This window comes from Burkholderia singularis (genome assembly GCF_001718875.1).
Classification (GTDB): Bacteria; Pseudomonadota; Gammaproteobacteria; order Burkholderiales; family Burkholderiaceae; genus Burkholderia; species Burkholderia singularis.
In genome coordinates this window covers 1,125,827-1,150,069 of the sequence record NZ_CP013448.1, presented here as the reverse complement: position 1 = coordinate 1,150,069, position 24,243 = coordinate 1,125,827, and the positions used below count along the sequence as shown (strand labels likewise).

At 63.6% G+C, this 24,243-nt stretch carries 29 protein-coding genes, 1 tRNA gene and 1 riboswitch; of the genes, 15 read left to right on the top strand and 15 right to left on the bottom strand.

Annotated elements, in window-relative coordinates; genetic code table 11:
• Positions 1 to 9 precede the first annotated feature (9 nt).
• Together AQ611_RS05270 and AQ611_RS05265 are read right to left on the bottom strand one after the other, a co-directional pair.
• Entirely contained in the window at positions 10 to 1,671 is a 1,662-nt protein-coding gene (locus AQ611_RS05270) for an FAD-dependent oxidoreductase (protein WP_069233920.1), read from the bottom strand.
• Between the two features lie 11 nt (positions 1,672 to 1,682).
• Entirely contained in the window at positions 1,683 to 2,639 is a 957-nt protein-coding gene (locus tag AQ611_RS05265; protein WP_059520026.1) for an MBL fold metallo-hydrolase, read from the bottom strand.
• 261 nt (positions 2,640 to 2,900) lie between these two features.
• Between AQ611_RS05265 and AQ611_RS05260 the strand changes: the two genes are divergently transcribed.
• Positions 2,901 to 3,713, top strand: coding sequence for an EAL domain-containing protein (locus tag AQ611_RS05260; RefSeq protein ID WP_059520027.1), 813 nt, complete (start codon positions 2,901 to 2,903; stop codon positions 3,711 to 3,713).
• Between the two features lie 52 nt (positions 3,714 to 3,765).
• Here AQ611_RS05260 and AQ611_RS05255 read toward each other — a convergent pair whose 3' ends face one another.
• Positions 3,766 to 4,170, bottom strand: a complete 405-nt coding sequence (locus AQ611_RS05255) for a GFA family protein (protein ID WP_069235141.1) — start codon at positions 4,168 to 4,170, stop codon at positions 3,766 to 3,768.
• Between the two features lie 325 nt (positions 4,171 to 4,495).
• Positions 4,496 to 5,287 (bottom strand): IclR family transcriptional regulator, encoded by a 792-nt coding sequence (locus tag AQ611_RS05250; RefSeq protein WP_069233919.1) that lies wholly within the window; start codon positions 5,285 to 5,287, stop codon positions 4,496 to 4,498.
• 76 nt (positions 5,288 to 5,363) lie between these two features.
• On the opposite strand from AQ611_RS05250, the gene AQ611_RS05245 reads away from it, so the two are divergent.
• Positions 5,364 to 6,551, top strand: a complete 1,188-nt coding sequence (locus AQ611_RS05245) for an acyl-CoA dehydrogenase (protein ID WP_059520029.1) — start codon at positions 5,364 to 5,366, stop codon at positions 6,549 to 6,551.
• A 278-nt stretch (positions 6,552 to 6,829) separates the two neighbouring features.
• Here AQ611_RS05245 and AQ611_RS05240 read toward each other — a convergent pair whose 3' ends face one another.
• Positions 6,830 to 7,468, bottom strand: coding sequence for a peroxiredoxin (locus tag AQ611_RS05240; RefSeq protein WP_059520030.1), 639 nt, complete (start codon positions 7,466 to 7,468; stop codon positions 6,830 to 6,832).
• A gap of 326 nt (positions 7,469 to 7,794) precedes the next feature.
• Between AQ611_RS05240 and AQ611_RS05235 the strand changes: the two genes are divergently transcribed.
• From AQ611_RS05235 to AQ611_RS05225, 3 genes are all read left to right on the top strand, one after another.
• Entirely contained in the window at positions 7,795 to 8,097 is a 303-nt protein-coding gene (locus AQ611_RS05235) for an ElaB/YgaM/YqjD family protein (RefSeq protein WP_059520031.1), read from the top strand.
• Positions 8,098 to 8,200: 103 nt separating this feature from the next.
• Entirely contained in the window at positions 8,201 to 8,578 is a 378-nt protein-coding gene (locus AQ611_RS05230) for a phage holin family protein (protein ID WP_069233918.1), read from the top strand.
• Between the two features lie 61 nt (positions 8,579 to 8,639).
• Positions 8,640 to 9,098 (top strand): DUF3318 domain-containing protein, encoded by a 459-nt coding sequence (locus tag AQ611_RS05225; protein ID WP_069233917.1) that lies wholly within the window; start codon positions 8,640 to 8,642, stop codon positions 9,096 to 9,098.
• A gap of 217 nt (positions 9,099 to 9,315) precedes the next feature.
• Here the strand turns inward: AQ611_RS05225 and AQ611_RS05220 are convergent, their stop codons facing one another.
• The 7 genes from AQ611_RS05220 to glyA form a co-directional block, all read right to left on the bottom strand.
• Positions 9,316 to 9,765: a prepilin-type N-terminal cleavage/methylation domain-containing protein gene (locus tag AQ611_RS05220; RefSeq protein WP_059520034.1), complete on the bottom strand. Its 450-nt coding sequence runs from the start codon at positions 9,763 to 9,765 to the stop codon at positions 9,316 to 9,318.
• Between the two features lie 12 nt (positions 9,766 to 9,777).
• The gene (locus tag AQ611_RS05215) at positions 9,778 to 10,311 is read right to left on the bottom strand and encodes a hypothetical protein (protein WP_069233916.1); all 534 of its coding nucleotides are present in this window, start codon (positions 10,309 to 10,311) and stop codon (positions 9,778 to 9,780) included.
• Between the two features lie 62 nt (positions 10,312 to 10,373).
• Complete coding sequence (locus AQ611_RS05210; RefSeq protein WP_069233915.1) at positions 10,374 to 11,159, bottom strand: PilW family protein; 786 nt, start codon at positions 11,157 to 11,159, stop codon at positions 10,374 to 10,376.
• Positions 11,156 to 11,560 carry a type IV pilus modification PilV family protein gene (locus AQ611_RS05205; protein WP_125910522.1) on the bottom strand — a complete coding sequence of 135 codons (405 nt, stop codon included), beginning with the start codon at positions 11,558 to 11,560 and terminating at the stop codon, positions 11,156 to 11,158. Before AQ611_RS05205 ends, AQ611_RS05210 begins: the two co-directional genes overlap by 4 nt.
• Positions 11,557 to 12,117, bottom strand: coding sequence for a type II secretion system protein (locus AQ611_RS05200; protein ID WP_069233914.1), 561 nt, complete (start codon positions 12,115 to 12,117; stop codon positions 11,557 to 11,559). Before AQ611_RS05200 ends, AQ611_RS05205 begins: the two co-directional genes overlap by 4 nt.
• 199 nt (positions 12,118 to 12,316) lie before the next feature.
• Positions 12,317 to 12,796 carry a transcriptional regulator NrdR gene (nrdR, locus tag AQ611_RS05195; protein WP_059520038.1) on the bottom strand — a complete coding sequence of 160 codons (480 nt, stop codon included), beginning with the start codon at positions 12,794 to 12,796 and terminating at the stop codon, positions 12,317 to 12,319.
• A gap of 6 nt (positions 12,797 to 12,802) precedes the next feature.
• Positions 12,803 to 14,050, bottom strand: coding sequence for a serine hydroxymethyltransferase (gene glyA / locus AQ611_RS05190; RefSeq protein WP_069233913.1), 1,248 nt, complete (start codon positions 14,048 to 14,050; stop codon positions 12,803 to 12,805).
• Between the two features lie 154 nt (positions 14,051 to 14,204).
• Positions 14,205 to 14,304, bottom strand: a riboswitch (ZMP/ZTP riboswitch).
• A gap of 222 nt (positions 14,305 to 14,526) precedes the next feature.
• Between glyA and AQ611_RS05185 the strand changes: the two genes are divergently transcribed.
• The 10 genes from AQ611_RS05185 to AQ611_RS25380 all read left to right on the top strand — a co-directional run bounded on the left by AQ611_RS05185 (position 14,527) and on the right by AQ611_RS25380 (position 21,373).
• A complete protein-coding gene (locus AQ611_RS05185; RefSeq protein ID WP_059520040.1) occupies positions 14,527 to 15,273 on the top strand; it encodes an SDR family oxidoreductase in 747 nt (248 codons plus the stop codon).
• Positions 15,274 to 15,355: 82 nt separating this feature from the next.
• Positions 15,356 to 15,853, top strand: coding sequence for a tol-pal system-associated acyl-CoA thioesterase (gene ybgC / locus AQ611_RS05180; RefSeq protein ID WP_069233912.1), 498 nt, complete (start codon positions 15,356 to 15,358; stop codon positions 15,851 to 15,853).
• A gap of 160 nt (positions 15,854 to 16,013) precedes the next feature.
• On the top strand, positions 16,014 to 16,691 hold the full coding sequence (tolQ, locus tag AQ611_RS05175; protein ID WP_059520042.1) for a protein TolQ: 678 nt from the start codon (positions 16,014 to 16,016) through the stop codon (positions 16,689 to 16,691).
• 10 nt (positions 16,692 to 16,701) lie between these two features.
• Positions 16,702 to 17,151 (top strand): protein TolR, encoded by a 450-nt coding sequence (tolR, locus tag AQ611_RS05170; RefSeq protein ID WP_059520043.1) that lies wholly within the window; start codon positions 16,702 to 16,704, stop codon positions 17,149 to 17,151.
• Positions 17,148 to 18,128 carry a cell envelope integrity protein TolA gene (gene tolA, locus AQ611_RS05165; RefSeq protein WP_069233911.1) on the top strand — a complete coding sequence of 327 codons (981 nt, stop codon included), beginning with the start codon at positions 17,148 to 17,150 and terminating at the stop codon, positions 18,126 to 18,128. The genes tolR and tolA overlap by 4 nt, the downstream gene beginning before the upstream one ends.
• Before the next feature lie 94 nt (positions 18,129 to 18,222).
• Positions 18,223 to 19,521 carry a Tol-Pal system beta propeller repeat protein TolB gene (gene tolB, locus AQ611_RS05160; protein ID WP_069233910.1) on the top strand — a complete coding sequence of 433 codons (1,299 nt, stop codon included), beginning with the start codon at positions 18,223 to 18,225 and terminating at the stop codon, positions 19,519 to 19,521.
• A 17-nt stretch (positions 19,522 to 19,538) separates the two neighbouring features.
• Positions 19,539 to 20,042, top strand: a complete 504-nt coding sequence (gene pal / locus AQ611_RS05155; protein WP_059520046.1) for a peptidoglycan-associated lipoprotein Pal — start codon at positions 19,539 to 19,541, stop codon at positions 20,040 to 20,042.
• A 19-nt stretch (positions 20,043 to 20,061) separates the two neighbouring features.
• The gene (gene ybgF, locus AQ611_RS05150; protein WP_069233909.1) at positions 20,062 to 20,811 is read left to right on the top strand and encodes a tol-pal system protein YbgF; all 750 of its coding nucleotides are present in this window, start codon (positions 20,062 to 20,064) and stop codon (positions 20,809 to 20,811) included.
• Between the two features lie 73 nt (positions 20,812 to 20,884).
• Positions 20,885 to 20,960, top strand: a tRNA-Lys gene (locus AQ611_RS05145).
• A gap of 209 nt (positions 20,961 to 21,169) precedes the next feature.
• Positions 21,170 to 21,373, top strand: a complete 204-nt coding sequence (locus AQ611_RS25380) for a hypothetical protein (protein ID WP_146011811.1) — start codon at positions 21,170 to 21,172, stop codon at positions 21,371 to 21,373.
• Positions 21,374 to 21,392: 19 nt separating this feature from the next.
• Here AQ611_RS25380 and AQ611_RS05140 read toward each other — a convergent pair whose 3' ends face one another.
• From AQ611_RS05140 to AQ611_RS05130, 3 genes are all read right to left on the bottom strand, one after another.
• A complete protein-coding gene (locus AQ611_RS05140; protein WP_146011810.1) occupies positions 21,393 to 21,977 on the bottom strand; it encodes a phospholipase D-like domain-containing protein in 585 nt (194 codons plus the stop codon).
• 280 nt (positions 21,978 to 22,257) lie between these two features.
• Positions 22,258 to 23,439 carry a tyrosine-type recombinase/integrase gene (locus tag AQ611_RS05135; protein WP_180978162.1) on the bottom strand — a complete coding sequence of 394 codons (1,182 nt, stop codon included), beginning with the start codon at positions 23,437 to 23,439 and terminating at the stop codon, positions 22,258 to 22,260.
• Between the two features lie 258 nt (positions 23,440 to 23,697).
• Positions 23,698 to 24,063, bottom strand: coding sequence for a helix-turn-helix domain-containing protein (locus tag AQ611_RS05130; RefSeq protein ID WP_069233906.1), 366 nt, complete (start codon positions 24,061 to 24,063; stop codon positions 23,698 to 23,700).
• Positions 24,064 to 24,243: the final 180 nt, after the last annotated feature.

Sequence of the window (24,243 nt, the reverse complement as noted above, 5' to 3'; positions counted from 1 at the left end):
GCAGCATGTTCACGCGGCGCCGATCGCGCGCAGCAGCGCGGCGCGCACCGCGCGCGCATCCGCCGATCGCATGCGCGCGCACACGTGCTGATCCGGACGCAGCAGGTAGAACGTGCCGGGGCGCGCGTCGTAGCGCTGCGCGGCGAGCCCGTCGACGTCCTCGATCACATCGACGCCCGGCACCGCGCGCCCCTGCGCGCGCGGCACGACGAGCACCGGCGCGATGGGCAGCGCCTGATCGCGCGTCAACTCGACGAGCGCCTGCGCATCGTCGATCGAGCCGAACCAGAGGCCCGAGAAGCCGCCCCGCACATGCTGCAGCAGCCAGCCGGGCTCGCCGCGCGCGACGACGGGCGCATCGATCGCGACCGCGCCCGGCACCGGAGCGCCGTCGAACGCGTCGCCCGCGCGATCCGCGGTATTGAGCGGCGAATCGGCGAGCACCGCGGGCACCGACAGTCGCCCGCTATTGACGAACCCGCGCGCGAACTCGCAATCGCGGGCCAGTTCGAGCGTGGCGTCGCGAAACGTGCGCGACATCGCGCACTTCGGCGTGATGAAATCGGTCGCGCGCGTCGAATGGCGGATGTTCTCGTCGGCGGCGAATTCGCGCTCAGTCGCGTAGGTGTCGAGCAGCGCATCGGGCGCGCGTCCGCTTAGCACGAGCGCGAGCTTCCACGCCAGATTGTCGGCATCCTGCACGCCGCTGTTCGCGCCGCGCGCGCCGAACGGCGACACGCCGTGCGCCGCATCGCCCGCGAACAGCACGCGGCCATGCCGGAAGCTGTCCATCCGCTGGCAACGGAACGTATAGACGCTGACCCATTCGAGTTCGAACTCGGCATCGGGGCCGAGCAACGCGCGCACGCGCGGGATCACGCGCTCGGGCGCCTTCTCCGCGACCGGGTCGGCATCCCAACCGAGTTGGAAGTCGATCCGCCAGATGCCGTCGGGCTGCCGATGCAGCAGCACCGACTGGTTGCGATGAAACGGCGGATCAAACCAGAACCAACGTTCGGCCGGAAACGGTGCGCTCATCTTCACATCGGCGATCAGGAAGCGGTCCTTGAACGTGCGGCCGCGGCTGTCGAGCCCCATCATCGCGCGCAGCGGGCTCTTCGAGCCGTCGGCCGCGATCACGTATCGCGCGCGCAGCGTGTACGGGCCATCGGGCGTCTCGACCTCGAGCGTCACGTGATCGGCCGTCTGCCCGATGCCCGTCACGCGGTTCCTCCAGCGCAGATCGAGATTCGGCAGCTCGCTCGCACGCTCGGCCAGATAACCTTCGACGTAATATTGCTGCAGATTGACGAACGCGGGCCGCTGGCATCCCGCATCCGGCAGCAGATCGAACGCGTAGATCAGCTCGTCGCGCAGGAACACCTTGCCGACGTTCCAGCCCACGCCCTTTTGCGCAATCCGCTCGCCGCAGCCGAGCCGGTCCAGAATTTCGAGCGTGCGCTTCGCGAAGCAGATCGCGCGCGAACCGGTCGCGAGGGTGTCGTCGTCGTCGAGCAGCACGACGGGCACGTCGCGCTGAGCCAGATCGATCGCCGCCGCCAGTCCGACCGGCCCCGCGCCGACCACCACCACCGGATGCGGCGCGAGTGCGTCGGCGTATTCGGCGCGCGGCCGGCAACCGAACTTCAGCGTCTGGTAATCGGTGCTCATGGTCGCCGCGCTCAGCCTTCGAGGGTTTGCCACATGTCCTTGTCGCGCTCGGCCGTCCAGATCCGCGGGTGCGGATATTGGGTCGCCTCGTCGAACGCGCGCGTCACGTCAAACGGCATGCAGTGATCGAAAATCACCCATTCGCCGAATTTCGGCTTCAGCGCCGCGTAGGTTTCCTTGTACAGCGCGTTCAGATCCTTGCCCGCCGCCGCGCCCGCCTTCACGCTCGCATACAGCTCGCTGACGAACGCGCGCGTGCCGGCAAGCCCGAGGGCGACCTCCTGCGGTGTCTTCAGCGCCGCGCCGCGGCCCGGCACGAGCTTCTCCGGCTTGAGCGCCGCGATCGCGTCGAGCGTATGCGGCCAGTCCTCGAAGTACGCATCGCCCGCATACGGCGTTGCGCCATATTCGACGAGATCGCCCGACAGCAGCACTTTCTCCTGCGGCAGCCAGACGACCGTGTCGCCCTTCGTGTGCCCGCGTCCCAACTGCAGGATCTTCACCTCGAGTTTGCCGAGCCAGAGCGTCATCTCGCCTTTGAACGTCAGCGTCGGCCACGTCAGGCCCGGCACCGACTCGACCGAGCGGAACAGCCGCGGAAAGCGCTCGATCTCGCTTTTCATGTCGGCCGCGCCGCGCTCGACGATCAGGTCGTAGGTGTCCTGGCTCGCGATCACGTGATCGGCGCCGTACGCCGACGCGCCCAGCACCCGCACCGCGTGGTAGTGCGTGAGCAGCACGTACTTGATCGGTTTGTCGGTGACTTCGCGAATGCGGCGGATCACGTCCTGCGCCATCACGGGCGTCGCCTGCGTATCGGCCACGAGCACCGCATCGTCGCCGATGATGATCCCGGTGTTCGGGTCGCCTTCGGCGGTGTAAGCGTAAGCATGCTCGGACAGGCGCTCGAACGTCACCTGCTTGTCAGTCAAATCCGCCTGCGAGGCGAATGTCTTGTCACCGGCCATCTTTCCTCTCCTTGCTCCGCTCGGCAAAAGCGCCGCTTCGATCCGTAGTGGGCAGAACCACACGTCTGGTCTCCCGATGGGCGACCCATTGATTACGAATAGTACAATCGATTTCGATTAGTGAAATTAACGTATACCCTAATCCCCCGGCCAGGCCCGATATCGATATGAGCAAATCGCGCAACCAATCAGGCGCGGCGCTGCTACTATCATTCGTATAGACGGCGGCCGATTCGGCCGCCTTTCTTCCATCCGGAGTCCATGGTTCCGCCCACCATTGCCGAACTCGTCGCCCGCGCGGGCAAGCTGCCGTTTCTGCGCGAGCACCTCGCGCTCGACGACGACGCGCACGGCGCGCACGCGTATGCGCAGCTGCGCGATGCGCGTCTCGAAAGCGCGTATGAGCCGATTTACGACGTGTCGATGCCGGGCGCGCCGCAATCGGCGTCGCTCACCGACGCGATCGAGCGCTACGGCGACGAGCTAGGCTTTCAGGCCATTACGCAGATGGGCGGCGCGCCGTTCGATCCGTTTGACGCGGTGGCCGACGATCAGTCGCTCGTCGCGCTCGACCGGCTCGCGCGCAGCCTGCATGCGATCAATTTCTTCGGCGCGCAGCGGCACGGGCTGCTGTTCCTGCGCGTGCACGAACGGCTGCTAAAGAGCGTCAAGTACGACCACGGCAAGCATTTCTCGAGCGTGCTCGAGAGCTTCGGCCTGAGCCCCGAGCGCATCGTGATCGAGCTGCCGGCCGCGGCCGTCGCACATAAGACCTTTCTCGGCTATCTGACGAAGAGCTATCAGCACTACGGATTCAAGGTCGCGGACAAGCTGCCCGATCCGGGCCGCATTCTCGCCGTCGAATCGGAGATGGCGCGCCCCGACTACATCAAAATGGACGCGTCTGCCGCGCTGCGCGAAGGCATGGTGAAGGCGCTCGTCGGTTATGCGCAGCGCGTGCACATTCCGCTCATCTTCGATCACGTCGTCGATGAAACGCAGTTCGAGCTGTTGCGCCAATATGACGTGAGGCTCGTGCAAGGGCCGGTGTTCTCGCACCCGGCTGCGGTTTGAAAAAGCAGAAGAACGGGCGACTGATGCGCGGCCGCCCACGTCGCGCCGCGCATCAGTCGCCGCCGTCGAACACCGGCAGGCTGCCCGCCACGTCAAGTCCCGGCACACGGTTGGCGTACCAGGTGTGCGCGCCTGGGCGAATCCGTGACGGATCGTCGAGCGTCGCGTAATTGAATTCGACCGTCTCGGGCGCATTCGACCGTCGATATTCGAGCTGCGTGCCGCACTGCACGCAGAAACGCCGCTCGGCCCACGTGCTCGACGCGTACACGCGCGGCTCGCCCTTCACGTATTCGAATGCGCCAATCGGCACCGACGCCCACGCAAGCACGGCGGCGCCAGTCGTCCGCTGACATAGCCGGCAGTGGCAAAAGCCGGCGCTCGCGGGCTCGACGGTGATCCGATAGCGAATCGCGCCACATGCGCAACCGCCCGTCAACGGTTGGAAACTCGGCATCATCGATCTCCTGCACACATATTTTGCTGCGGCGATCGCGCCGCAATGGGGCTGCGGCGTTCAGATTACAACCGATTTCAGGCAACGGGCACCATCGGCGGACCGCAACTGGCAACTGGCAACTAGCTACCGGAATGCGCACCGGTGCGGCGCGGCAACCGACAGCCCGAGTTCACGTGCAACGACGCATGCATAAATAGGACGGCGCAACGCGACTGACGTAACACCGTCGACGCCCCCGTAAACGCGCCCCCCTGCGCGCCATCCGCCCGGCCGCCCGGCATTCGGCGCAAGCCGCCGCCTCGCACCGCAAACGGCCGGCCTGCTATGCGGTGGGCCCAAGCCGCTTCGCAAGCGCCTTCAACTTCGGCCCGATCCGGTCGCGAAACACGTCCTCGCCCATCGACGACGCCGGCCCGCTGCAACTCAGGATCAGCCAGCGCCCTTCGCGCGGTTCGCGAAACGGCACCGCGACCGCATTCACATCGGCGTGCCAGTCGCGAAACGAATAGCAGCAGCCTTGCACGGCGAACGCGTCGACCGCGCGCTGCGCCGCCTCGACGAGCGCGGCCGCCGCCCGCCCCTTGCCCGCCGCCTTGCGCAGCTCGGCGAACAGCGCCGCGCGCACATCGGGCGGCTGTACGGCGAGATACGCCCGGCCCATCGAACTCGTCAACATCGACAATCGCGAACCCGACGCAAGCCCAAGCGTCAATGCCGTCTCGCTACGGATCGTCTCCAGATAGATCATGTCGAGACCGTCGCGGCACCCCAGCGACACGGCCGCGCCGATCTCGCGCGCCAGCGCCTGCATGTGCGGCCGAGCGAGCGCGAGCGTATCCGAGCCCGCGAGCAGCGCATAACCGAGCGACAACACACCTGCATCGAGCGCATATTTGCCGAGCGTGTCGTCGTAACGCAAATAGCCGAGTACGGTGAGGGTATAGGCAAGCCGGTTGACGGTCGCCTTCGGCAGGCCGGTACGCTCGACGAAATCGCGATTGCCGAGCATCGTCTCGCCCGGCCGGAACGCGCGCAGCAGATCGAGCCCGCGCGCAAGCGCGACGACGAACTTGCGCGCATCGAGCGCATCGTCATCGATGGTCGGAACATGCATGCGATGGTACACTGAGGCCGAAATGCAGAACATTGTTCCGCACAGCAGAACTTCAGTCAAGTGAGGAGACATCGCGATGGCCGCTGCAAGCTTTCATTGGGACGATCCGCTGCTACTCGATCAGCAGCTCACCGGCGACGAGCGGATGGTCCGCGACGCCGCGAGCGCCTATGCGCAACGCAAGCTCGCACCGCGTGTGACCGAAGCGTTCCGCCACGAAACCACCGACGCGGCGATCTTTCGCGAAATGGGCGAGCTGGGCCTGCTCGGCCCGACGATCCCCGAGCAGTACGGCGGCCCCGGCCTCAACTACGTGAGTTACGGACTGATCGCACGCGAGATCGAACGCATCGACTCGGGATATCGCTCGATGATGTCGGTTCAGTCGTCGCTCGTGATGGTGCCGATCCACGAATTCGGCTCCGACGCACAAAAGGAGAAATACCTGCCGAAGCTCGCGACGGGCGAATGGATAGGCTGCTTCGGCCTCACCGAGCCGAACCACGGCTCCGATCCAGGCAGCATGGTGACGCGCGCGACGAAAGTGCCAGGCGGCTATTCGCTGTCCGGCGCGAAGATGTGGATCACGAACGCGCCGATCGCCGACGTGTTCGTCGTCTGGGCGAAGCTCGACGAAGACGGCCGCGACGCGATCCACGGCTTCATTCTCGAAAAGGGCTGGAAGGGGCTCACCGCGCCCGCGATCCACGGCAAGGTGGGCCTGCGCGCGTCGATCACGGGCGAGATCGTGCTCGATGAAGTGTTCGTGCCGGAAGAGAACCGGCTACCGAACGTCACCGGCCTGCGCGGCCCGTTCACGTGCCTGAACTCGGCACGCTACGGCATCGCGTGGGGCGCGCTCGGCGCGGCCGAGTCGTGCTGGCACACCGCGCGCCAGTACGTGCTCGATCGGCATCAATTTGGCCGCCCGCTCGCCGCCAATCAATTGATTCAGAAAAAACTCGCCGACATGCAGACCGAAATCACCCTCGGCCTGCAAGGGGTGCTGCGTCTCGGACGGATGAAAGACGAAGGCACGGCCGCCGTCGAGATCACGTCGATCATGAAGCGCAACTCGTGCGGCAAGGCCCTGGACATTGCGCGGCTCGCGCGTGACATGCTGGGCGGCAACGGCATTTCCGACGAGTTCGGCGTCGCGCGGCATCTGGTCAATCTCGAGGTGGTGAACACCTACGAGGGAACGCATGATATCCACGCGCTGATCCTCGGCCGCGCGCAAACCGGCATTCAAGCATTCTTCTGAGCGGCTCGCGGCCCATCTCGATACCGGCCGCGCAACGCGCCGACTTGGCCGGCGCTCGCCGCGAGCGGCTTCGGTGGCAACCAAGCACTGTTCGCCCGCACGGGTCACGCGCACGCTTCATCGCTTCATGGATTGGGTTCGAGCCCGCTCCACTGCCCGTCGCACGGGCGGCATCGAAACCGCCGCTCGCTTCGCCAACAAAAACCCCGGCACTGCTGGCCGGGGCTTTTCGTCAGACGACAATCACGCCATGCCAAACCACACACGGCGCGCGCCGGTCATTTGTTCGGCTGCGGCGTCAGGCGCAGATACGGGCGCACCGCGTTGAAGCCTTTCGGGAAGCGCTGCTTCAGTTCGTCCGGGTCCTGCAGCGACGGCACGATCACGACGTCGTCGCCATCCTTCCAGTTGCCGGGCGTCGCCACTTTGTAGTTGTCGGTCAGTTGCAGCGAATCGATCACGCGCAGCACTTCGTCGAAATTACGGCCCGTGCTCGCCGGATACGTGATGATGAGGCGCACCTTCTTGTTCGGATCGATCACGAACAACGAGCGCACGGTCAGCGTTTCGTTCGCGTTCGGATGGATCATGTCATAGAGCTGCGACACCTTGCGGTCGGCGTCGGCGATGATCGGGAAACCGACGCTCGTGGCCTGCGTCTCGTTGATATCGTCGATCCAGCCCTTGTGCGACTCGACGCTGTCGACCGACAGCGCGATCACCTTTACGTTGCGCTTGTCGAATTCGCCCTTGAGCTTCGCGGTCAGCCCAAGCTCCGTCGTGCAAACGGGCGTGTAGTCGGCGGGATGCGAAAACAGCACGCCCCAGCTATTGCCGAGCCACTCATGGAATTTGATGCGGCCGAGACTCGAATCCTGTTCGAAATCCGGCGCGAGGTCACCAAGACGCAGACTCATATTGCAGCTCCTTGATCTAGCATGGATTGGGCGCCCAGGCACAGGATATGCCCGGACAAGCCTTCAGGTTAAGGGATGAGGCATCCGGCGAAAACGATTATTCCGTCAGATATTCATTCCTTTTTATCATTTTTGCCGGGTGCGGTTTGACTATTTTGGAAACTTTTTCGTTCCGGAGCGTCTCTCTAAGTGATCGCAAGTCGTTTACCATGTTAGCCAAGCGCGATCCTGCGCCGCCTGCGACGGGACGCCGCGCCCGAACACAGGCGCGGGTCTTGCTGCGATCCCGTACCGGGCCCGCGCCCCCAAGCAAGAAGGGAGTCGCAATGTCGGAAGTCAACAAGGAGAAACTGATGTCGGATATCAAAACTGTTCTCGCGGATGCGGAAGACTTGCTGAAACAGGCCGCAAGCAGCACGGGTGATCGCGCGAACGAACTGCGCGACAAGGCGCTCACGCGCTTGAAGCAGGCAAAGGAAAAAGCGGCCGACGTCCAGGTGGTTGTGGTCGAGAAAGGCAAGAAGGCCGCACGCGCCACCGACGACTACGTGCACGAGCATCCTTGGACATCGATCGGCATCGCAGCCGGCGTCGGCGTGCTGATCGGCCTTTTGATCAACCGCAAGTAACATCGGCACGGCTCCAAGGGCGGCTCGATCCCGCTCGCGCCCATGCGGCGCACCGGGCGGTGCCGTAGCGCACCGCCGTCCTTCATAGGCACGCACTTCATTCATGACGACAGAAACCTCATCGCATGGGCCGCTGCGCCGCCTGCTCGGTTCCGCGTTCGCACTGTTGCAGACCCGGCTGGAACTCGTCGGCATCGAGATCGCCGAGGAGAAGGAGCGCCTGCTGGCCATGCTCTTTCTCGGACTCGCCGCAATGACGCTCGCAACAATGGCGCTCGTCAGCCTCACGGCGCTCGTCGCGATCGTGTTTTGGGATAGCTATCGCTGGCAAGCGCTCGCCGCCATTACCGGACTCTATGCGTTTGGCGCGCTCGTCTGCGTGCTGAAGGTGCGCGCCGGGCTGCGCAACGCGCCGGCGATATTCGATGCCACGCTGAACGAACTGGAAAAAGACCGCGAGCTGTTCCGCGGCAAGCCGTGAACGCCGGCATTCGTTTTCCGTTCTGTTTTCGGTTCCGCCCTTCTCCATTTTGTCACGCGCCATGAGCCACTCCGCTACGGACCCACGATTTCGCACCGCCTCGCACAAGCGACGCATCAGTGCCGCCGAGCACCGGGCGCTGCGCAAGGAATTGCTGCTGCTGCGCTCCGGCGCCGAGCGCGCCGAATTCGCCCACGCCGGCGCCGAATTGCGTCAGTCCGTCACGCAGTTCAAATGGCTGAAACTGATTGTGCCGGGCCTGTCTGCGAATGTGTTCGGCAAATCGGCGAGAAACGTCAATACGGTGTTGGGCGCGCTCGTCAATCAATATCCGCTGCTGAGTTCGCTCGCCTCGATCCTGCTTGCGAAGCCCGCACGAACATTGCTGCGCGTGAGCGCGCGCCCCGCGCTCAAATGGGGCGCCGTCGGGTTTGCCCTGTGGAATGTTTATCGAATCTGGAAGCAGATGAAAAGCGATAACCGGCAATCCGGTTCGCAGACGCGGAACCGCAAATCGTAACGCGTGGGCAGGTAGCGGGGATCACCGAATGGCACTTTCGCGTCTGGCACTTCGCATGGAATCGGCCGGCCATGCAGTGCCTGCGGTATAGCCATCCCGCGCGCGCCATCTCTATCTCTGCCCGCGCTCCGGCCGCGCATATCCCCGTTGTTTCGCCTCGCAGTCGCGCTGGTTGTCTGGCCTCGCCCCGTCGGCATTCGCCTATCCTATCGAGCACTCAATTCGTCAACCAGCAAGCCCCCACACCGGAGGTTTGCTGCCCGGCTGCGCCGTCCATTGCGCGATTCTCGCGCGTGCCGTCCGCATACAGCACAAAGACACCGCAACCATCGTCGCGCATCGGGCCATTCGTCGCCGGGCCCGCCTCCAGCGCGTATCCGCCGTGCGCTTCTTCGGCCGTCATTTTCAGCCAATAGACCGCACCACCTGTTTCAGGTGCCCGACTCAACCCGTCAGGCAATGCGGCGGGCAAGGTTTCGCCGAATGCATCGACATATTGCGCCGCGCGATATAGCGCGGCGACCGCACTCAACCGATGCCCTCGTTCGACGTGACGCCGATACGATGGAATTGCGAATGCCGCGAGCACCGCCACGATCGCAAGCGCGACAATCACTTCAATCAGCGAGAATCCGCGACAATTCGCGGCACCTTTCGTTGACGACATCGCCCCTCTGCACTAAGCCGGCCTACCTACGACTCGCCGCCACCGACGCTCGACCCGCCCGCGCTCGACAACGATCTGCAGTTGCAGCCACTCGCCCGTATCCCGCGTCGCGCCGATACCCCGTGCAGTCACGACATACGCGCGCGCACCGGGCCGCGCGGGCAGGCGCCACGCCTCGATCACACAGCTCGGCGCTTGTGCTGCATTAGGCCAATTTGGATATGGCGCGAATGCGCGGCTACCGTCGAACGCGCCTGGGCTTCGCCATTCGGCCGGCTCGCCGGCAGCGTCTTCCGCTGGCGCGGCATCGTGGGCGGCCGTGCCGTTCAGCAGCGCATCGGCGCAGGCATCGAGCGCCGCGTCGGCTGCATGAAAAGCAATCAACCGGCTGGCAAGACTCGTCGTGCGCCGCATTTCCGTCGCCGCGATTTCGAACCATGCGGACGACATCACGGCAAGCGAAGCCGTCACGGCCAGCACGCCCGGCAACGCGACGCCCCGCGAACGATATCCGCAACGCGCCCACCGCTTGGTTGCACAGCGCATGCGCCAGCATTCGGCGCTTACCGAAGTTCGGTTCGATGGCAATACAACCGCCGATGAAGCACTCATCCGTTCCTCCGATTGCGAACCGCAACATAACGGCGCAATACGAGCCTTGCTCGAGTATCCGTGGCCACCACTGCTCGTCCCGAACAGTCGACATAGCGCGCCGCACGGCCAGTCGGCCTTCCGCGCACCTCAATACAGACGGCAACGGCTGCGACGCTATCCCAGGCCGAAGCAGACAGCGCCGATGCATCAACCCACTCCGAGGCACCGCGCAACCGGTAACGCAACCACAATCGCTCGACACCTTCGACGAGTGGCTGCGCAAGCCCGCGCCTGCCGCTGCCTTCGCAATACAGCTCAGGCTCGCCCGTCGACGCGCTGACACGCGTGTAAAAGCGATTGACGATCAACGGTTTCGCATCAGCCGCACCGACACCCTGACCGAGGCAATCCGTCGCCTGGCCGGTTACCGTAAGCCACGTCGACACGCCGTCGCCAACGTAGCGCACGACGAGCCCGTCCGAGCCACTCGCAAGCGGATCGCATGCCGGCTGAGTATCCGCACCGACAGCCCGTGCCCGCACACATCCGAAGAGTCCAGGCGCCGGCAGCACATCGTGCGCATCAAGTGGCACGAAACCGGCCATCTGAATCTGCTGAGCGAGCAACACAAGCGCCGCTTGCGCCGAATCGCGCATCCGTGCGGCATCCGCCGCCGCCGCATACGCTGCCCGTTGGACGCGATAAAGCGACACCGCCGTTAGCAAAATCAGCAAACCGAGCGTCATCGCGACCATTGCCTCGATCAACGTATGGGCGCGCCAATGCGATATCCGATTCATCCGCCGCCCGCAGTCGCAAAGGCAAGCGCCACACATCGCACGCCGCCCGCCGTTACAAAAACCCCAGTGCAACTCGATGGACCTTCGGCTGCCGGCTGTGCACCGGCCCACTCGATTCGCAGCGTCGCCATGCCGCCGCCCGCGCCGACAAGCGCCAACTTGCCATGCGGCAACGCAGTCACCGCTGCTTGCCAGTCAATGCCCGCCGGTCCGACAGACCGGGCCGTTTCAGCCCAGGAATCGGCGAGAAGCCATGCCTGCTCGCGATATACGGCATCACGCTCGCTGCGTATCGCCGCAAGCAATGCGGCAATCACACTGAGCGCGGCCATCGCAAGCAGTGCCGACGCGACTGTCACCTCCACCAGCGAGCCGCCCCGCGTCATACGGCGGCGCTTCACGCCGGCGCTCCACAACCGCCCTCCGTGATCCGCACGCGGCCGCCCGACGCGATCCGCAAACAACGCAGCCAGCGCTCGCCGCGCCATACGCCCGATGCATCGTGTGGCGTAAATTCGAAACTCCGAAAACCGCCGATCACTTGTCCTGCCGGCGGCGTGAACACAATGTCGCCGCCCGCACCCGTCACGGCCACCTGCGAATCGCGCGCGAAACGCCGCAGCACGCGCGTACCGCGAGCGCCATCCGCAACGACCACCAACCAGCCGCACGACCAATCGGTCGCACTATCGTTACAGGGCCGGCCCGCCGCGATACATCCGGCTGCCGTGCCGGCCCGGCATAGCACGACGCGAGTGCCGAGTCTGAACGCTTCTGCACGCGCATAAGCCAACGCCGCGCCGAATATGCGAGCGCGCGCCTCGACCCGATCGCGCATTCGCGCTCCGGAGAGCGTCGATGCCGTCAACGTCGTGGCGAGCGCGATCAGCACAAGCACAACCATCAGCTCGATGAGCGTAAATCCCGCCGCTACCCGCCAGTTGCTGCCCGCCTGCATCGTGCGCCTCCGTCAATCCAATGCGTCGACTCTACCGGTACGTGCACATGCATACCATCTGCCGATTGGCCGAGTCGCGCGTCATGGCGACGCGAACGACAATCGTCCAGGCGAGCATGGTTGCCGCGCGATAAGCCCGGGCAATGCACACAAGAAACGGACGGATTACGGAATGAAAAAGGAAAGGAAATATGCAAGCTCAACGCTTGCGCGGCGGCTTCGCGGGCGCCGTGCGCCGGAATTCTTCGATCACGTCCGCGAACTCGGACACGTCCTCGAACCGCCGATAGACAGACGCGAAACGCACATAGGCAATCGTATCGAGAGCGCGCAGCTCGTTCATTACGAGTTCGCCGAGCCTTTCACTACGGACCTCGCGCTCGCCGGATGCGAGCAATTGATATTCGATGCGTGCGACCGCCGCGTCGATCGCGTCAGCCGCAACGGGACGCTTGCGCAGCGCCAGTTGCATGCTTGCGACGATCTTGCGGCGATCGAATTCGGTGCGGCTGCCATCTTTCTTCACAACGGCAGGCAACGCCAGCTCGACCCGCTCATACGTCGTGAAACGCTTATCGCAGGCCGAGCAGCGGCGGCGCCGGCGTATCGCGGCGCCGTCCTCCGACACGCGAGAATCCACTACTTGCGTGTCGTCGTGCCGGCAAAACGGGCAGCGCATGGCCGATCAGCGGTAAACCGGGAACCGCTTCGTCAGCTCGGCGACCTGTGCACGCACACGCGCGATCGTCGCTTCGTCCTCCGGATTCTCCAGCACGTCGGCGAGCAGATTACCCACGAGTTCGACCTCCTGCGGGCCAAAGCCGCGCGTCGTCATCGCCGGCGAGCCAAGACGGATACCGCTCGTCACGAACGGTTTTTCCGGATCATTCGGAATCGCATTCTTGTTGACCGTGATGTGCGCCGCGCCGAGCGCCGCTTCCGCCGCCTTGCCGGTAATGTTCTTCGCGCGCAGATCGACGAGCATCACGTGGCTTTCGGTACGGCCGGACACAATGCGCAGGCCGCGCTTTACGAGCGTGTCGGCCAGCACGCGTGCGTTCTCGACCACCTTCTGCTGATACGTCTTGAACTCAGGCGACAGCGCTTCCTTGAACGCCACGGCCTTCGCCGCGATCACATGCATCAGCGGGCCGCCCTGGATGCCCGGGAAGATCGCCGAATTGATCTGCTTCTCGTATTCGGCCTTCATCAGGATCACGCCGCCACGCGGGCCGCGCAGGCTTTTGTGCGTGGTCGTCGTGACGAAATCGGCGTGCGGCACCGGGTTCGGATAGACGCCCGCGGCAATCAGCCCCGCGTAGTGCGCCATGTCGACCATCAAGTAAGCGCCGACCGACTTCGCGATCTTCGCGAGACGCTCGAAATCGATCTTCAACGCGAACGCCGACGCGCCCGCGACGATCATCTTCGGCTTGTGCTCTTCAGCGAGCTTCTGCGCGGCGGCGTAGTCGATGTCCTCGCTTTCGTTCAGGCCATAGCTGACGACGTTGAACCACTTGCCCGACATGTTGACCGGCGAGCCATGCGTCAAATGGCCGCCGTGCGCAAGGCTCATCCCCATGATCGTGTCGCCCGGCTTGAGCATGGCGAAAAACACGCCCTGGTTCGCCTGCGAGCCGGAGTTCGGCTGCACGTTCGCGGCTTCGGCGCCGAAAAGCTGCTTCACACGATCGATCGCAAGCTGCTCGACGATGTCCACGTACTCGCAGCCGCCGTAATAGCGCTTGCCCGGATAGCCTTCCGCATATTTGTTGGTGAGCTGCGAGCCCTGCGCCGCCATCACGGCCGGGCTTGTGTAATTTTCCGAAGCGATCAGCTCGATATGCTCTTCCTGGCGAGTGTTCTCTTGCTGAATCGCTTGCCAAATTTCGGGGTCCACATTCGCAATGGTGCTCTGGGCTCTGTCAAACATACGGTTTCCGTTAAGTGTGTACAGGTTGACCGAAAATGGCCGAATATGTCGCCCGGCCAGCTCGACACGGTGGAGAGCCAGCTCGACGTAGCGGAGGATTCCGTGGAACGCGAGGCAGGACAGCCACCGGCGATGCGCACGCGACACGGCGCACAACGGCTGCCCAGGCGAACGGCAAAAGCGAACCCCGCGCTTCACGGTGGGACGCTCCACCTTGGCCCCGAAAGGCCTTATCGCCAGTCACGCAGGGAGATATTGAGCGCATTAGTTTATTGGATGCACGGTGAATAGGCAACCAAACGGAGCTTGCCGGACCATGCCGGCCAAAAAAAGGGGCAAATTGATTGGCACCGCCAGCCCGGTCTGCGCGGGGCGCGCGTCTGGCGCATCCCGGCCTTGTCGCACCGCCGCAATGCCAGTAGGCTAGCGTGTTCCACCAAGCAAGCGTCCCAAGCGTCCATCAAGGAGCAGCAGCAATGATCGTGTTCGTCACCGGCGCGTCGGCGGGTTTCGGCGCCGCCATCGCCCGGATCTTCGCCAAAGGCGGCCATCGCGTCGTCGCCACCGCGCGCCGCAAGGATCGTCTCGACGCGCTTGCCGCCGAGCTAGGCAACGCGCTTTTGCCGCTCGAACTCGACGTCCGCGACCGGGCGGCCGTCGAAGCCGTGCCGGCGTCGCTGCCCGCGGAGTTTGGCGCGATCGACGTGCTCGTCAATAACGCAGGCCTCGCGCTCGGCGTCGAGCCTGCGCACAAGGCAAGCCTCGACGAATGGCAAACGATGATCGACACGAACTGCTCGGGCCTCGTCGCGGTCACGCGCACACTGTTGCCGGGCATGATCGAGCGCGGCCGCGGCCATATCTTCAATCTCGGCTCGGTCGCGGGCAGCTATCCGTACCCCGGCGGCAACGTCTACGGCGCAACCAAGGCGTTTGTACGCCAGTTCAGTCTGAATTTGCGCGCGGATCTGGTCGGCACGCCGCTGCGTGTGACCGATATCGAGCCGGGCCTCTGCGGCGGCACCGAATTCTCGAACGTGCGCTATCGTGGTGACGACGCAAAGGCGGCAAATGTCTATGCGAACGTCGCCCCACTCACCGCGCAGGACATCGCCGACACGATCTACTGGATCGCCACCCGCCCCGCGCACGTAAACATCAACACGATCGAGATGATGCCGGTCGCGCAAGCCCCTGCCGGGCTGACCGTTCATCGGAGCTGAGCCGGGTCGAGCGCGCGGGGGCCCGCAAAGCCGCCCCGCGCGACGACATACCGTTACGAATCGAAATCGCCGTTCCGGTAGAATGCGCGCCATGATTGAGCCCACCCAACAGCCAGACGCAGCGCCAGACTTTGTGTGGCCCGTTCGCGTGTACTACGAGGATACCGATACCGGCGGCGTCGTCTATTACGCGAACTACCTGAAATTCTTCGAGCGCGCGCGCACCGAATGGCTGCGTGCGTGCGGCGTCGACCAACGGCGCGTCGCCGACGAGACGGGAGCGATCTTCGTCGTCTGCGATGCCGCGCTCAACTACCGCGCCCCGGCGCGGCTCGACGACGCGCTCACGATCACCTGCAAGATCGACCGGCTCGGCCATGCATCGGTGACGTTCACCCAACAGGCGTGGCGGGACGATATGCTCCTCGTCACCGCCAAGGTGAGAATTGCCTGCGTCGATCGCACCGTGTTCCGATCGAGCCTGATCCCGCCGCCCGTCTTCGAGGCGCTCAAGCGGGGGCCGGCCGCGCGCGGCCTGCGCGGCGGCGGTGTCAACGCCGAGCGCCCGGGTGCCGTTTAGACACTGCCGATGAACTTCACCCCCGTGACCCGCTACTAAGCTAGGTTCGGCGGGGTGCCTGCGGCGCGCCAAACCGAATGGCCCTGCAGCGCGCCGCCGGAATATTCCGGCCGGGCACCCTGGTCAGGCCCTCCCCGAAGGGGACGTTAATCAAACCTCTATGAACACTGCTCAAGACCTGTCGATCATCTCCCTCGTCCTCAATGCGAGCGTGCTCGCTCAGGCGGTGATGGGGCTCCTGCTCATCCTGTCGCTGATGTCGTGGACCTTCATTTTCCGCAAATGGTTTGCGATCCGCCGCGCCCGCGCGCAAACCGAGCGCTTCGAGCGCGACTTCTGGTCGGGCGGCGATCTGCAGGCGCTGTACCAGAGCGCGGCAAACAATCGTCACACGATCGGCGCGCTCGAGCGGATCTTCGAATCGGGGATGCGGGAATTCCTCAAAGCGAAGGAAAAGCGCCTGAGCGATCCGACACTCCTTCTCGATGGCGCCCGCCGAGCGATGCGCGCATCATTCCAGCGTGAAATGGACGTTCTCGAATCCAACCTGTCGTTCCTCGCGTCGGTCGGCTCGGTCAGCCCGTATATCGGTCTGTTCGGCACCGTCTGGGGGATCATGAACTCGTTCCGGGGGCTCGCGAACGTGCAACAAGCCACGCTCGCGAACGTCGCGCCCGGCATCGCCGAGGCGCTCGTCGCAACCGCGATCGGCCTGTTCGCCGCGATTCCGGCAGTCGTCGCGTATAACCGCTACGCGCACGATATCGACCGCCTCGCGATCCGCTTCGAGACGTTCATCGAAGAATTCTCGAACATCCTGCAGCGCCAAGCGCAATAAGGAGCACGCGATGGCCGGCACTCCCATTCGTTCCAGCATGCGCGGCGGCCGCTCGCGCCGCTCGATGGCCGACATCAACGTCGTGCCATACATCGACGTGATGCTCGTGCTGCTCGTCATTTTCATGGTCACGGCGCCGCTCGTCGCGCCGTCGATCGTCAATCTGCCGACCGTCGGCAATGCGGCGCCGCAGGATCAGACGCCGCCCGTCGTCGTCAACATCCGCGCCGACGGCAAAATAAGCGTTCGCTACAAGAGCGAATCGGGCGCGTCGCAGGAAGATGCGATGACGAAAGCCGAGCTTGACAGCTTCATCGTGTCGCGCCAAGCCGATCACCCGGATCAGCCGGTTGTGATCGCGGCGGACAAGACGGTTCAGTATGACGCGGTCATGTCGGTGATGTCCGATCTGAAGGCGCGCGGCGTGAAGCGCGTCGGCCTGCTCGTCAAATCGCAATGATGTCGAGCCAACCACGCGCCGCCTATCCGCACAAGCCGCCGCGCGAACGCGGCACCGGCCGCGCGTTCCTGCTCGCGGCGCTGATGCATGTTTTGCTCGCGCTCTTTCTTTATCACGGCATCCAGTGGCCAAACAGCACGCCCGCAGGCGCGCAGGCCGAGCTTTGGACCGAGATTCCGGACACATCCGTGCCGCGCCCCGCGCCACCCGTGAAGGCGGCCCCTGCTCCCGAGCCCGTCAAGAACGACGAAGCGGATATTGCGTTGCAGCAAAGGCGGCGCGCACAGCAGGCCGCGGCCCGCGAAGCCCAACTCGAAGAGCAGCGCCGGCAGCGGCTGAAGGCACAACAGCTTGCCGCCCAACAAGCCGCGCAGCTTGCCGCCCAGCAGGCGGCGGAGCGCGAGAAGCAGAAGCAGGCCGACAAGCTCAAGCAACAACAGCTCGCCTCGGAACAGCAGCGCAGGCTCGAGCAACAAAAGCTCGAGCAGCTGAAGAAGCAAGAGAAGCAGGAGCAGCTTGCCGCCCAGAAGAAGGCCGAGGCCGAAAAAGCGGCGAAGGCCGCGGCGGCGGCCAAGGCGAATGCGGCGGCGCGCGCGAAGCTCGACAAGGAACGGCAGGCCCGCCTCGCGCAACTGCAAGGGATGGCCGGCTCGGGCGGCGGCGAAGGGCTCGCGAAGAGCGGCACCGGCACCGGCTCGGGCGGCACCGCGGCGTCCCCCGGCTACGCGGACAAGGTACGGCGGCGCGTGAAGCCGCACATCGTTTGGGGCGGCGAGCGCGAAGGCCTCGTCACCGTCGTCTCGATTCGTTGTACGCCGTCGGGCGACGTGCTCAGCGCGTCGATTCGCCGTTCCAGCGGAAATTCGGGGTGGGATCAGGCCGTGATCAACGCGATCCAGGCATCGGTGCCGCTGCCGCCCGACACCAACGGCCAAACCCCCAGCCAGATTACGATTACCTTCAGGGCGGCGGAATAGACGTATTTACGCGTACACTCGCGCCGTCGCGACGGGAACGAATCGGGTATCTTTGAGTCTTTCGCGCAAGCAAGCACATACGGGAACAGGAAGCATGAGTTTGATGACGAAGCTAGGTTTTAGGGCACTCGTGGCCTCGTGTTTGATCGCGGCGGGCGCCGGCGCCCACGCGCAAGTGAACGTATTGATCACGGGCGTCGGCTCCACCCAGTTTCCGATCGCCACCGCCAATTTCGTCAACGAAGCGAGCCTGCCTCAGCAGGTCACGTCGATCGTGCGCGCCGATCTGGCCAGAAGCGGCAAATTCACGAACGTCGACGCAGGCAGTACGCCCGTGCCCGAAACGGCGTCGCCGGACTTTGGCGGATGGAAGGCGAAAGGCGCGAACGCGTTCGTCGCGGGCAGCGTGACCCGCGAATCGGGCGGCCAGTACAAGGTCAACTTCATCCTGTACGACACGGTCAAACAACAAAGCCTGGGCGGCCTGTCGCTGACGGCGTCGAACGACGGCGAAGCGATGCGCAAGGCCGGTCACAAGATCGCCGATTACATCTATCAAAAGCTCCTCGGCGTGCGCGGCGTGTTCAACACCCGCCTGTCGTATGTACAGCGCACCGGCAATTCGTACCGGCTGCTGATCTCCGACTCCGACGGACAAAATCCGATTCCCGCGCTCACGAGCAAGGAGCCGATCATCTCGCCGGCGTGGTCGCCGAGCGGCACCAAGGTCGCGTATGTGTCGTTCGAGCTGAAAAAGCCGGTCGTCTACATTCACGATCTGCCGACCGGCCGCCGCTACGTGATCTCGAATCAGAAAGGCAATAACAGCGCGCCCGCGTGGTCTCCGGACAGTCAGACGCTCGCGGTTGCGCTGTCGCTCACGGGCAACACGCAGATTTATTCGGTCAATGCGTCGGGCGGCGGGCTCAAGCGCCTCACGCGCAGCGGCTCGATCGACACCGAACCGTTCTATTCTCCTGATGGCAAGTGGATCTACTTCACGAGCGACCGCGGCGGCGCACCGCAGATTTACAGAATGCCGGCCGAAGGCGAAAGCGCCGGCGCGGCGCAGCGCGTGACGTTCACCGGCAGCTACAATACAAGCCCGCGGGTCAGCCCGGACGGCAAGCTGCTCGCGTACATCTCGCGTACCGGCGGGGGCTTCAAGCTGTATGTCCAAGATCTGCAAACAGGGGCGGCGAACGCCGTCACCAACACGACGCGCGACGAGTCGCCGAGCTTTGCGGCGAACGGCCAGTACATTCTGTACGCCACTCAGTCGGGCGGCCGCAGCGTACTTGCTGCCGTCCCCTCCGACGGCAGCGCGCCGCCGCAGATCCTGTCCATTCAGGGCGGCGTGCGTGAGCCGTCCTGGGGACCCTTCATGCAATAACCACAAGGAGAATCAATATGATGTCGAAAAAACTTCGTCTTGCGCTCGCGATGCTAACGATCGGCGTGCTCGCCGCGTGTAAGTCGGGCGTGAAGGTCGACGAAAACGCCAATCAAAACGCATCGCAAACGAATCCGGAAAACGTCGCGCAAGTCACCGTCGACCCGCTCAACGATCCGAACAGCCCGCTCGCAAAGCGCAGCATCTATTTCGATTTCGACAGCTATTCGGTGCAGGATCAGTACCAGCCGCTGCTGCAACAACACGCGCAATACTTGAAGAGCCACCCGCAGCGCCACGTCCTGATCCAGGGCAACACCGACGAGCGCGGCACCAGCGAGTACAACCTCGCGCTGGGCCAGAAGCGGGCCGAAGCCGTGCGCCGCGCGCTGTCGCTGCTCGGCGTTGCGGATACGCAGATGGAAGCCGTGAGCCTCGGCAAGGAAAAGCCGGTGGCGCTCGGCCACGACGAAGCGTCGTGGGCGCAGAACCGCCGCGCGGACCTCGTCTATCAACAGTAAGTCACGGAAGAATCGCTGTATGACGCACCGTTTTTCCTGGATGCACACCGCCGCTTCGTTGTGCATGGCCGGCGCGGCTCTTGCGGCTGCGCCGGCTCATGCCGGCCTTTTCGACGATGACGAGGCCCGCCGCGCGGTGCTCGACCTGCGCAGCAAGACCGAGAACCTGACGAGTCAGCTGTCGGCCGCACAACGCACGATCCTCGACCAGTCAGGCCGTCTCGACCAACTGAATCAGCAGGTCGCGACGCTGCGTGGCGAAAACGAGGATCTGACGAACCGCCTGACGACGCTCGAGCGTCAACAGAAGGAGTACTACACCGATCTGGACGCGCGCCTCAAGAAGTTCGAGCCGCAGCAAAAGACGGTGGACGGCGTCGAAGGCACGGTGCAGCCGGGGGAAACGGACGCGTTCAACGCCGCGTCTCAGCAATTTCGCAACGGCAACTTCAAGGGCGCGGCGGCTTCGTTTCGCTCATTCATCGCGAAATATCCGCAAAGCCCCTATCAGCCCACCGCGCAATATTGGCTCGGCAACGCGCAGTATGCACTTCGCGACTACCGTGGCTCGAGCGCGACGTGGCAAAACCTCGTAAAGAACTACCCGCAGCATCCGAAGGCGGCCGACGCGCTCGTCGCGATCGCGACGAACCAGATCGAACAAGGCCAGAAAGCCGCTGCGAAGAAGACGCTCGAGCAGGTCGTCTCGCAATACCCGGGCACGGATGCCGCACAGGCTGCGCAAAGCAAGCTGGATGCGGTCAAGTAGCGGAAAAATGCGGTTCGCGACGATCGAATTTATTGACAACCCTGTAAAGCGGCCGCTATAATTTTGCCTCTTTGGGTCGTTAGCTCAGCTGGTAGAGCAGCGGACTTTTAATCCGTTGGTCACTGGTTCGAATCCAGTACGGCCTACCAAAGAATTAGAAGTAGATTCATGATGTTACCACGAGTATATAAAGCGAGTCACTTTACCGTGGGTAGCTTTACCGTGGGTAGCTTTACCGTGGTGCCAGTTGTGGGGAGTGGGTGCATCGCGCACCCATGACCTTCGGATCACTTCCGAAGCCCCGGCGTACAGGGTCGTCACCCTGTGCTGAGTTATTTCCTCCTTCTGCGAGGCAGCCGTGATCGAACCCGATGATTGGCGCTCCCTCGTCGCTGCTTCACTGAAAACCATCTGCCCCGCCTGTAATTCCCCGAAGGTAACTGCTGGTGCCTGCGCCGTTGGCAGCGCCACCGTCCATCAGGAATACATCTGCGAGGACTGCCAGTACGAATTTACTGCGCTGTTCGCCCTCGTGGGCTACTACCCCGGCCAGCCGGCGTAGCAGACGCCGCATTTCGATGTCACACGACGACCGTGGCCTCGCCCCAAATGGTGTTGTAGGCCTCGACTTTGAGTGAAGCGGTGCCCGCGTCGACCCTCACTATGGTAGCGGGCGAACGCGCTGCAAAGTCCTTGAGGGATTGGGTAAGGGTCCACACCTGCGCATCGTCCACGACAATTAGACGATCGTGCAACAGGCCCCGCGCCGTGAGTCGTACTTCGACGGGCCTGCCCGCGCCATACTGTTCCGCCCATCGTTGAGCCACTGGCCGCAGCCCCGACGCTACGGTTCGCTTGTCGGACAGCACGCGGACCCGCTTACCTTCAGGAACCAACACCGCATAGTCGGTCAGAACCTTCTCGTCAGCGTAAGGGTCGACAATGAGGACGTTGGAATCAGTAGCCGACATGATCTTCGATATTTTGGCGATTGCTGTGAACGACTCGCCTACCGGAATAAACGCGCCGGTCGTCGCCGCGGACACTTTCAGTTCCGCCCGCGCAAGAGCACGATGAAGAACGGCGACGATCTTTCCCGCGTGTTTCTGGCGCAGGACCGAGTCCAGACTGTCGCCCGCGCCCTTAAGCGCGACCGCATCGATCAAATCCCCAGATTCCTCCACAAGGGCGACCGCCCTTCCTAACCACATGCTAGTGTCGGCCGTCACGGGTGCCTGCAAGTCGGGCATAGTCTCAATGAGTCGGCCAAGTTGAACGTACAGCGATTCAGGGTCGAGCGGCATAGGATAAATGTGCGAGTTCGGTTCGTGCCACGTTACGGTGTAAGCGGGAATTCTGCCATCAGACCGCTTCTAACCGATACCAATATGAACGAACCGCGAACTGCGACGCGGGTGTCCGCTCGGGTCGTCACCCTGTGCTGAGTTAATCAGCGTGCAAACTGTCCAGAATGTCGGCGGCCTCGCGGCCCGTGTTGTCCGGGCAGAGATGCGCGTACTTCTGCGTCATCGTTGCGTTGGCATGCCCGAGCAGGTGCTGCACCTTCACCAGCGAGACGCCCTTCTGCACCAGCCGGGACGCGAACGTGTCCCGGAACGTATGAGGCGTCACGCGATCCCGCGACGGGTCGTCGTTGAGACCGCAGGCGTCGATGGCCGCTTGGATCGCGCCGGTAGCATGGCCTCGGCACTCGTCACCATCCGCCCACCGCGTCTTCCCCTGCCCCGCTATCTCCTGCGCCGGGAAGACGTACGACTTCGGCCGCACATCGTCCCTACGACGCTTCAGGATGTCCAGCGAGCGCCGCGTCAGGCGCAAGCCGCCCTCGTTGTCCACCTTCGATCGGTACAGGTACAGAAGGCCCGCATCGAGGTCAACCTGCGGCCAACGAAGGCCGGCGATCTCCTCGTACCGCGCCCCGGTGTCGAGCAGCAGCGTCACGAGGTCCAGGTTGTCCAGTCCTGACACGTCGTCGGGACGCACGCACTTCCGCAGCTCCTTCAGGAGGAGCGCCTCCTCCTCCAGCGTGAGCCATCGCAGCTTGCCCTTCGACTCCTTCATCTTCAGGCTGGCCGCGCGGTTCCGGCGGTCGCTCCAGATGATCGCCTTGGACGGCATCACGACATTCAGGCTTGCCGCGTATCCCATGAGCGTCTGAACGAGGCTGATCTCGCGGTTGATCGTTGCCGGCGAGTTGCCCTCGGTCATGCGTTGCGACTTCAGCTCGACCAGATGACCCTGAGTCAGTTCGTGCACCATTAGCGTCTTGGCGAGGCCATAGCGCTTCCCTTCCACCAGCTCCCAGACCCGGCCGACCTGGACCAGCTCGTCCCCAAACAGCTTGCGGACGCGGCTCGTGTTGTTCTTGTGGTCTCGGTGAGTGATCTCGGATGCAGCGAGCCATTTCTCGGCTACTTGATGCAGTGTGAGCCGCTTCACCCCGTCCCGCGCGAGTCGCTGATCCTCAAGCGCCTCACGTCTCTTGTCGACTTCCACTGCCTGCGCATCGCGCTTCGAAGTGGTCTTCGTGCTGCCCCGGTAGCGCTTGCCGCTAACGACGAACTCGTACCACCACACTTCCGAATCAGGCCGCTTGTACAGCGTCATACGCCCTCCCCGTGGGACAGAGGCTGCGCCCCGCCGCGCAGGGATTCGAGGCATGCCCACACAGGGCCGCTACCGTGCTCTGCGGGCGCACTGAGAATCATGCGGAAGTCCGACGTGCGGATGACATAGCTGTCATCAGTCGGATAATAAGAGACCGTCAGTTCGAGGTCCCCGAGAACTACTGAAAACCACGGCCAGCCAGGTATGTCTTCGACATACTCACCGACGCAGGCGGCGGCCAAGGCTTCACTCGCCCGTCTATGCAGACTTTCGAGCAGACTTCTTTGGTGCTGGTTTGATTGTTTTTCCGCTTCGCGGAAGTTTTTCAAGTGCATAAGGGTCTTTCCCATACATGGCTTCGTACACAAACGGCCGGCAGTAGTACAGGTACTGTTTTGCGAACTCCGCCGAATCGACCCGAAGCAACTCCGCCCACTGCCGGATATCGTGTTCCGGCAAAAGGGAGGCACCGCGCTCGACCTGGCTAACGAACACGGGGTATCCGTAGTTGAGATGCACAGCCATTTCGAGCTGCGTCATCCCGGTCTCCTCGCGCTTGGCCTTCAACCACTGGCCGAAGCGCGTGCGAAGCTTTGTTGTCGACTCGTCAACTTTCATGGTCATGGCGAAACTCCAGTAACGCAAGGTTGTTAGAGTTCGCTAATGTACACCAATACGCTGTACTATGAAAACGTATAAGCAATTCGCTTTACGTCATCCTCTCAGGTTACTCACTACTGACGACTCATGGCCGTTGGGAGATAGTAAGACATCGTTTGCAAACTCCCAAATGGTATCTCATAA

Excerpts from the sequence above, each read along its gene's own strand:
- tolQ (WP_059520042.1), top strand. The coding sequence starts at position 16,014 with ATGAACACTGCTCAAGACCTGTCGATCATCTCCCTCGTCCTCAATGCG.
- tolA (WP_069233911.1), top strand. The coding sequence starts at position 17,148 with ATGATGTCGAGCCAACCACGCGCCGCCTATCCGCACAAGCCGCCGCGC.
- AQ611_RS05250 (WP_069233919.1), bottom strand. The coding sequence starts at position 5,287 with ATGCATGTTCCGACCATCGATGACGATGCGCTCGATGCGCGCAAGTTC.
- AQ611_RS05265 (WP_059520026.1), bottom strand. The coding sequence starts at position 2,639 with ATGGCCGGTGACAAGACATTCGCCTCGCAGGCGGATTTGACTGACAAG.
- tolR (WP_059520043.1), top strand. The coding sequence starts at position 16,702 with ATGGCCGGCACTCCCATTCGTTCCAGCATGCGCGGCGGCCGCTCGCGC.
- AQ611_RS05255 (WP_069235141.1), bottom strand. The coding sequence starts at position 4,170 with ATGCCGAGTTTCCAACCGTTGACGGGCGGTTGCGCATGTGGCGCGATT.
- AQ611_RS05135 (WP_180978162.1), bottom strand. The coding sequence starts at position 23,439 with ATGACGCTGTACAAGCGGCCTGATTCGGAAGTGTGGTGGTACGAGTTC.
- AQ611_RS05185 (WP_059520040.1), top strand. The coding sequence starts at position 14,527 with ATGATCGTGTTCGTCACCGGCGCGTCGGCGGGTTTCGGCGCCGCCATC.
- AQ611_RS05270 (WP_069233920.1), bottom strand. The coding sequence starts at position 1,671 with ATGAGCACCGATTACCAGACGCTGAAGTTCGGTTGCCGGCCGCGCGCC.
- AQ611_RS05240 (WP_059520030.1), bottom strand. The coding sequence starts at position 7,468 with ATGAGTCTGCGTCTTGGTGACCTCGCGCCGGATTTCGAACAGGATTCG.
- AQ611_RS05225 (WP_069233917.1), top strand. The coding sequence starts at position 8,640 with ATGAGCCACTCCGCTACGGACCCACGATTTCGCACCGCCTCGCACAAG.
- AQ611_RS05235 (WP_059520031.1), top strand. The coding sequence starts at position 7,795 with ATGTCGGAAGTCAACAAGGAGAAACTGATGTCGGATATCAAAACTGTT.
- AQ611_RS05260 (WP_059520027.1), top strand. The coding sequence starts at position 2,901 with ATGGTTCCGCCCACCATTGCCGAACTCGTCGCCCGCGCGGGCAAGCTG.
- ybgC (WP_069233912.1), top strand. The coding sequence starts at position 15,356 with ATGCGCGCCATGATTGAGCCCACCCAACAGCCAGACGCAGCGCCAGAC.
- glyA (WP_069233913.1), bottom strand. The coding sequence starts at position 14,050 with ATGTTTGACAGAGCCCAGAGCACCATTGCGAATGTGGACCCCGAAATT.
- AQ611_RS05215 (WP_069233916.1), bottom strand. The coding sequence starts at position 10,311 with ATGCGCTGTGCAACCAAGCGGTGGGCGCGTTGCGGATATCGTTCGCGG.
- AQ611_RS05130 (WP_069233906.1), bottom strand. The coding sequence starts at position 24,063 with ATGACCATGAAAGTTGACGAGTCGACAACAAAGCTTCGCACGCGCTTC.
- pal (WP_059520046.1), top strand. The coding sequence starts at position 19,539 with ATGATGTCGAAAAAACTTCGTCTTGCGCTCGCGATGCTAACGATCGGC.
- AQ611_RS05200 (WP_069233914.1), bottom strand. The coding sequence starts at position 12,117 with ATGCAGGCGGGCAGCAACTGGCGGGTAGCGGCGGGATTTACGCTCATC.
- AQ611_RS05245 (WP_059520029.1), top strand. The coding sequence starts at position 5,364 with ATGGCCGCTGCAAGCTTTCATTGGGACGATCCGCTGCTACTCGATCAG.
- nrdR (WP_059520038.1), bottom strand. The coding sequence starts at position 12,796 with ATGCGCTGCCCGTTTTGCCGGCACGACGACACGCAAGTAGTGGATTCT.
- tolB (WP_069233910.1), top strand. The coding sequence starts at position 18,223 with ATGAGTTTGATGACGAAGCTAGGTTTTAGGGCACTCGTGGCCTCGTGT.
- ybgF (WP_069233909.1), top strand. The coding sequence starts at position 20,062 with ATGACGCACCGTTTTTCCTGGATGCACACCGCCGCTTCGTTGTGCATG.
- AQ611_RS05220 (WP_059520034.1), bottom strand. The coding sequence starts at position 9,765 with ATGTCGTCAACGAAAGGTGCCGCGAATTGTCGCGGATTCTCGCTGATT.
- AQ611_RS05210 (WP_069233915.1), bottom strand. The coding sequence starts at position 11,159 with ATGAATCGGATATCGCATTGGCGCGCCCATACGTTGATCGAGGCAATG.
- AQ611_RS05230 (WP_069233918.1), top strand. The coding sequence starts at position 8,201 with ATGACGACAGAAACCTCATCGCATGGGCCGCTGCGCCGCCTGCTCGGT.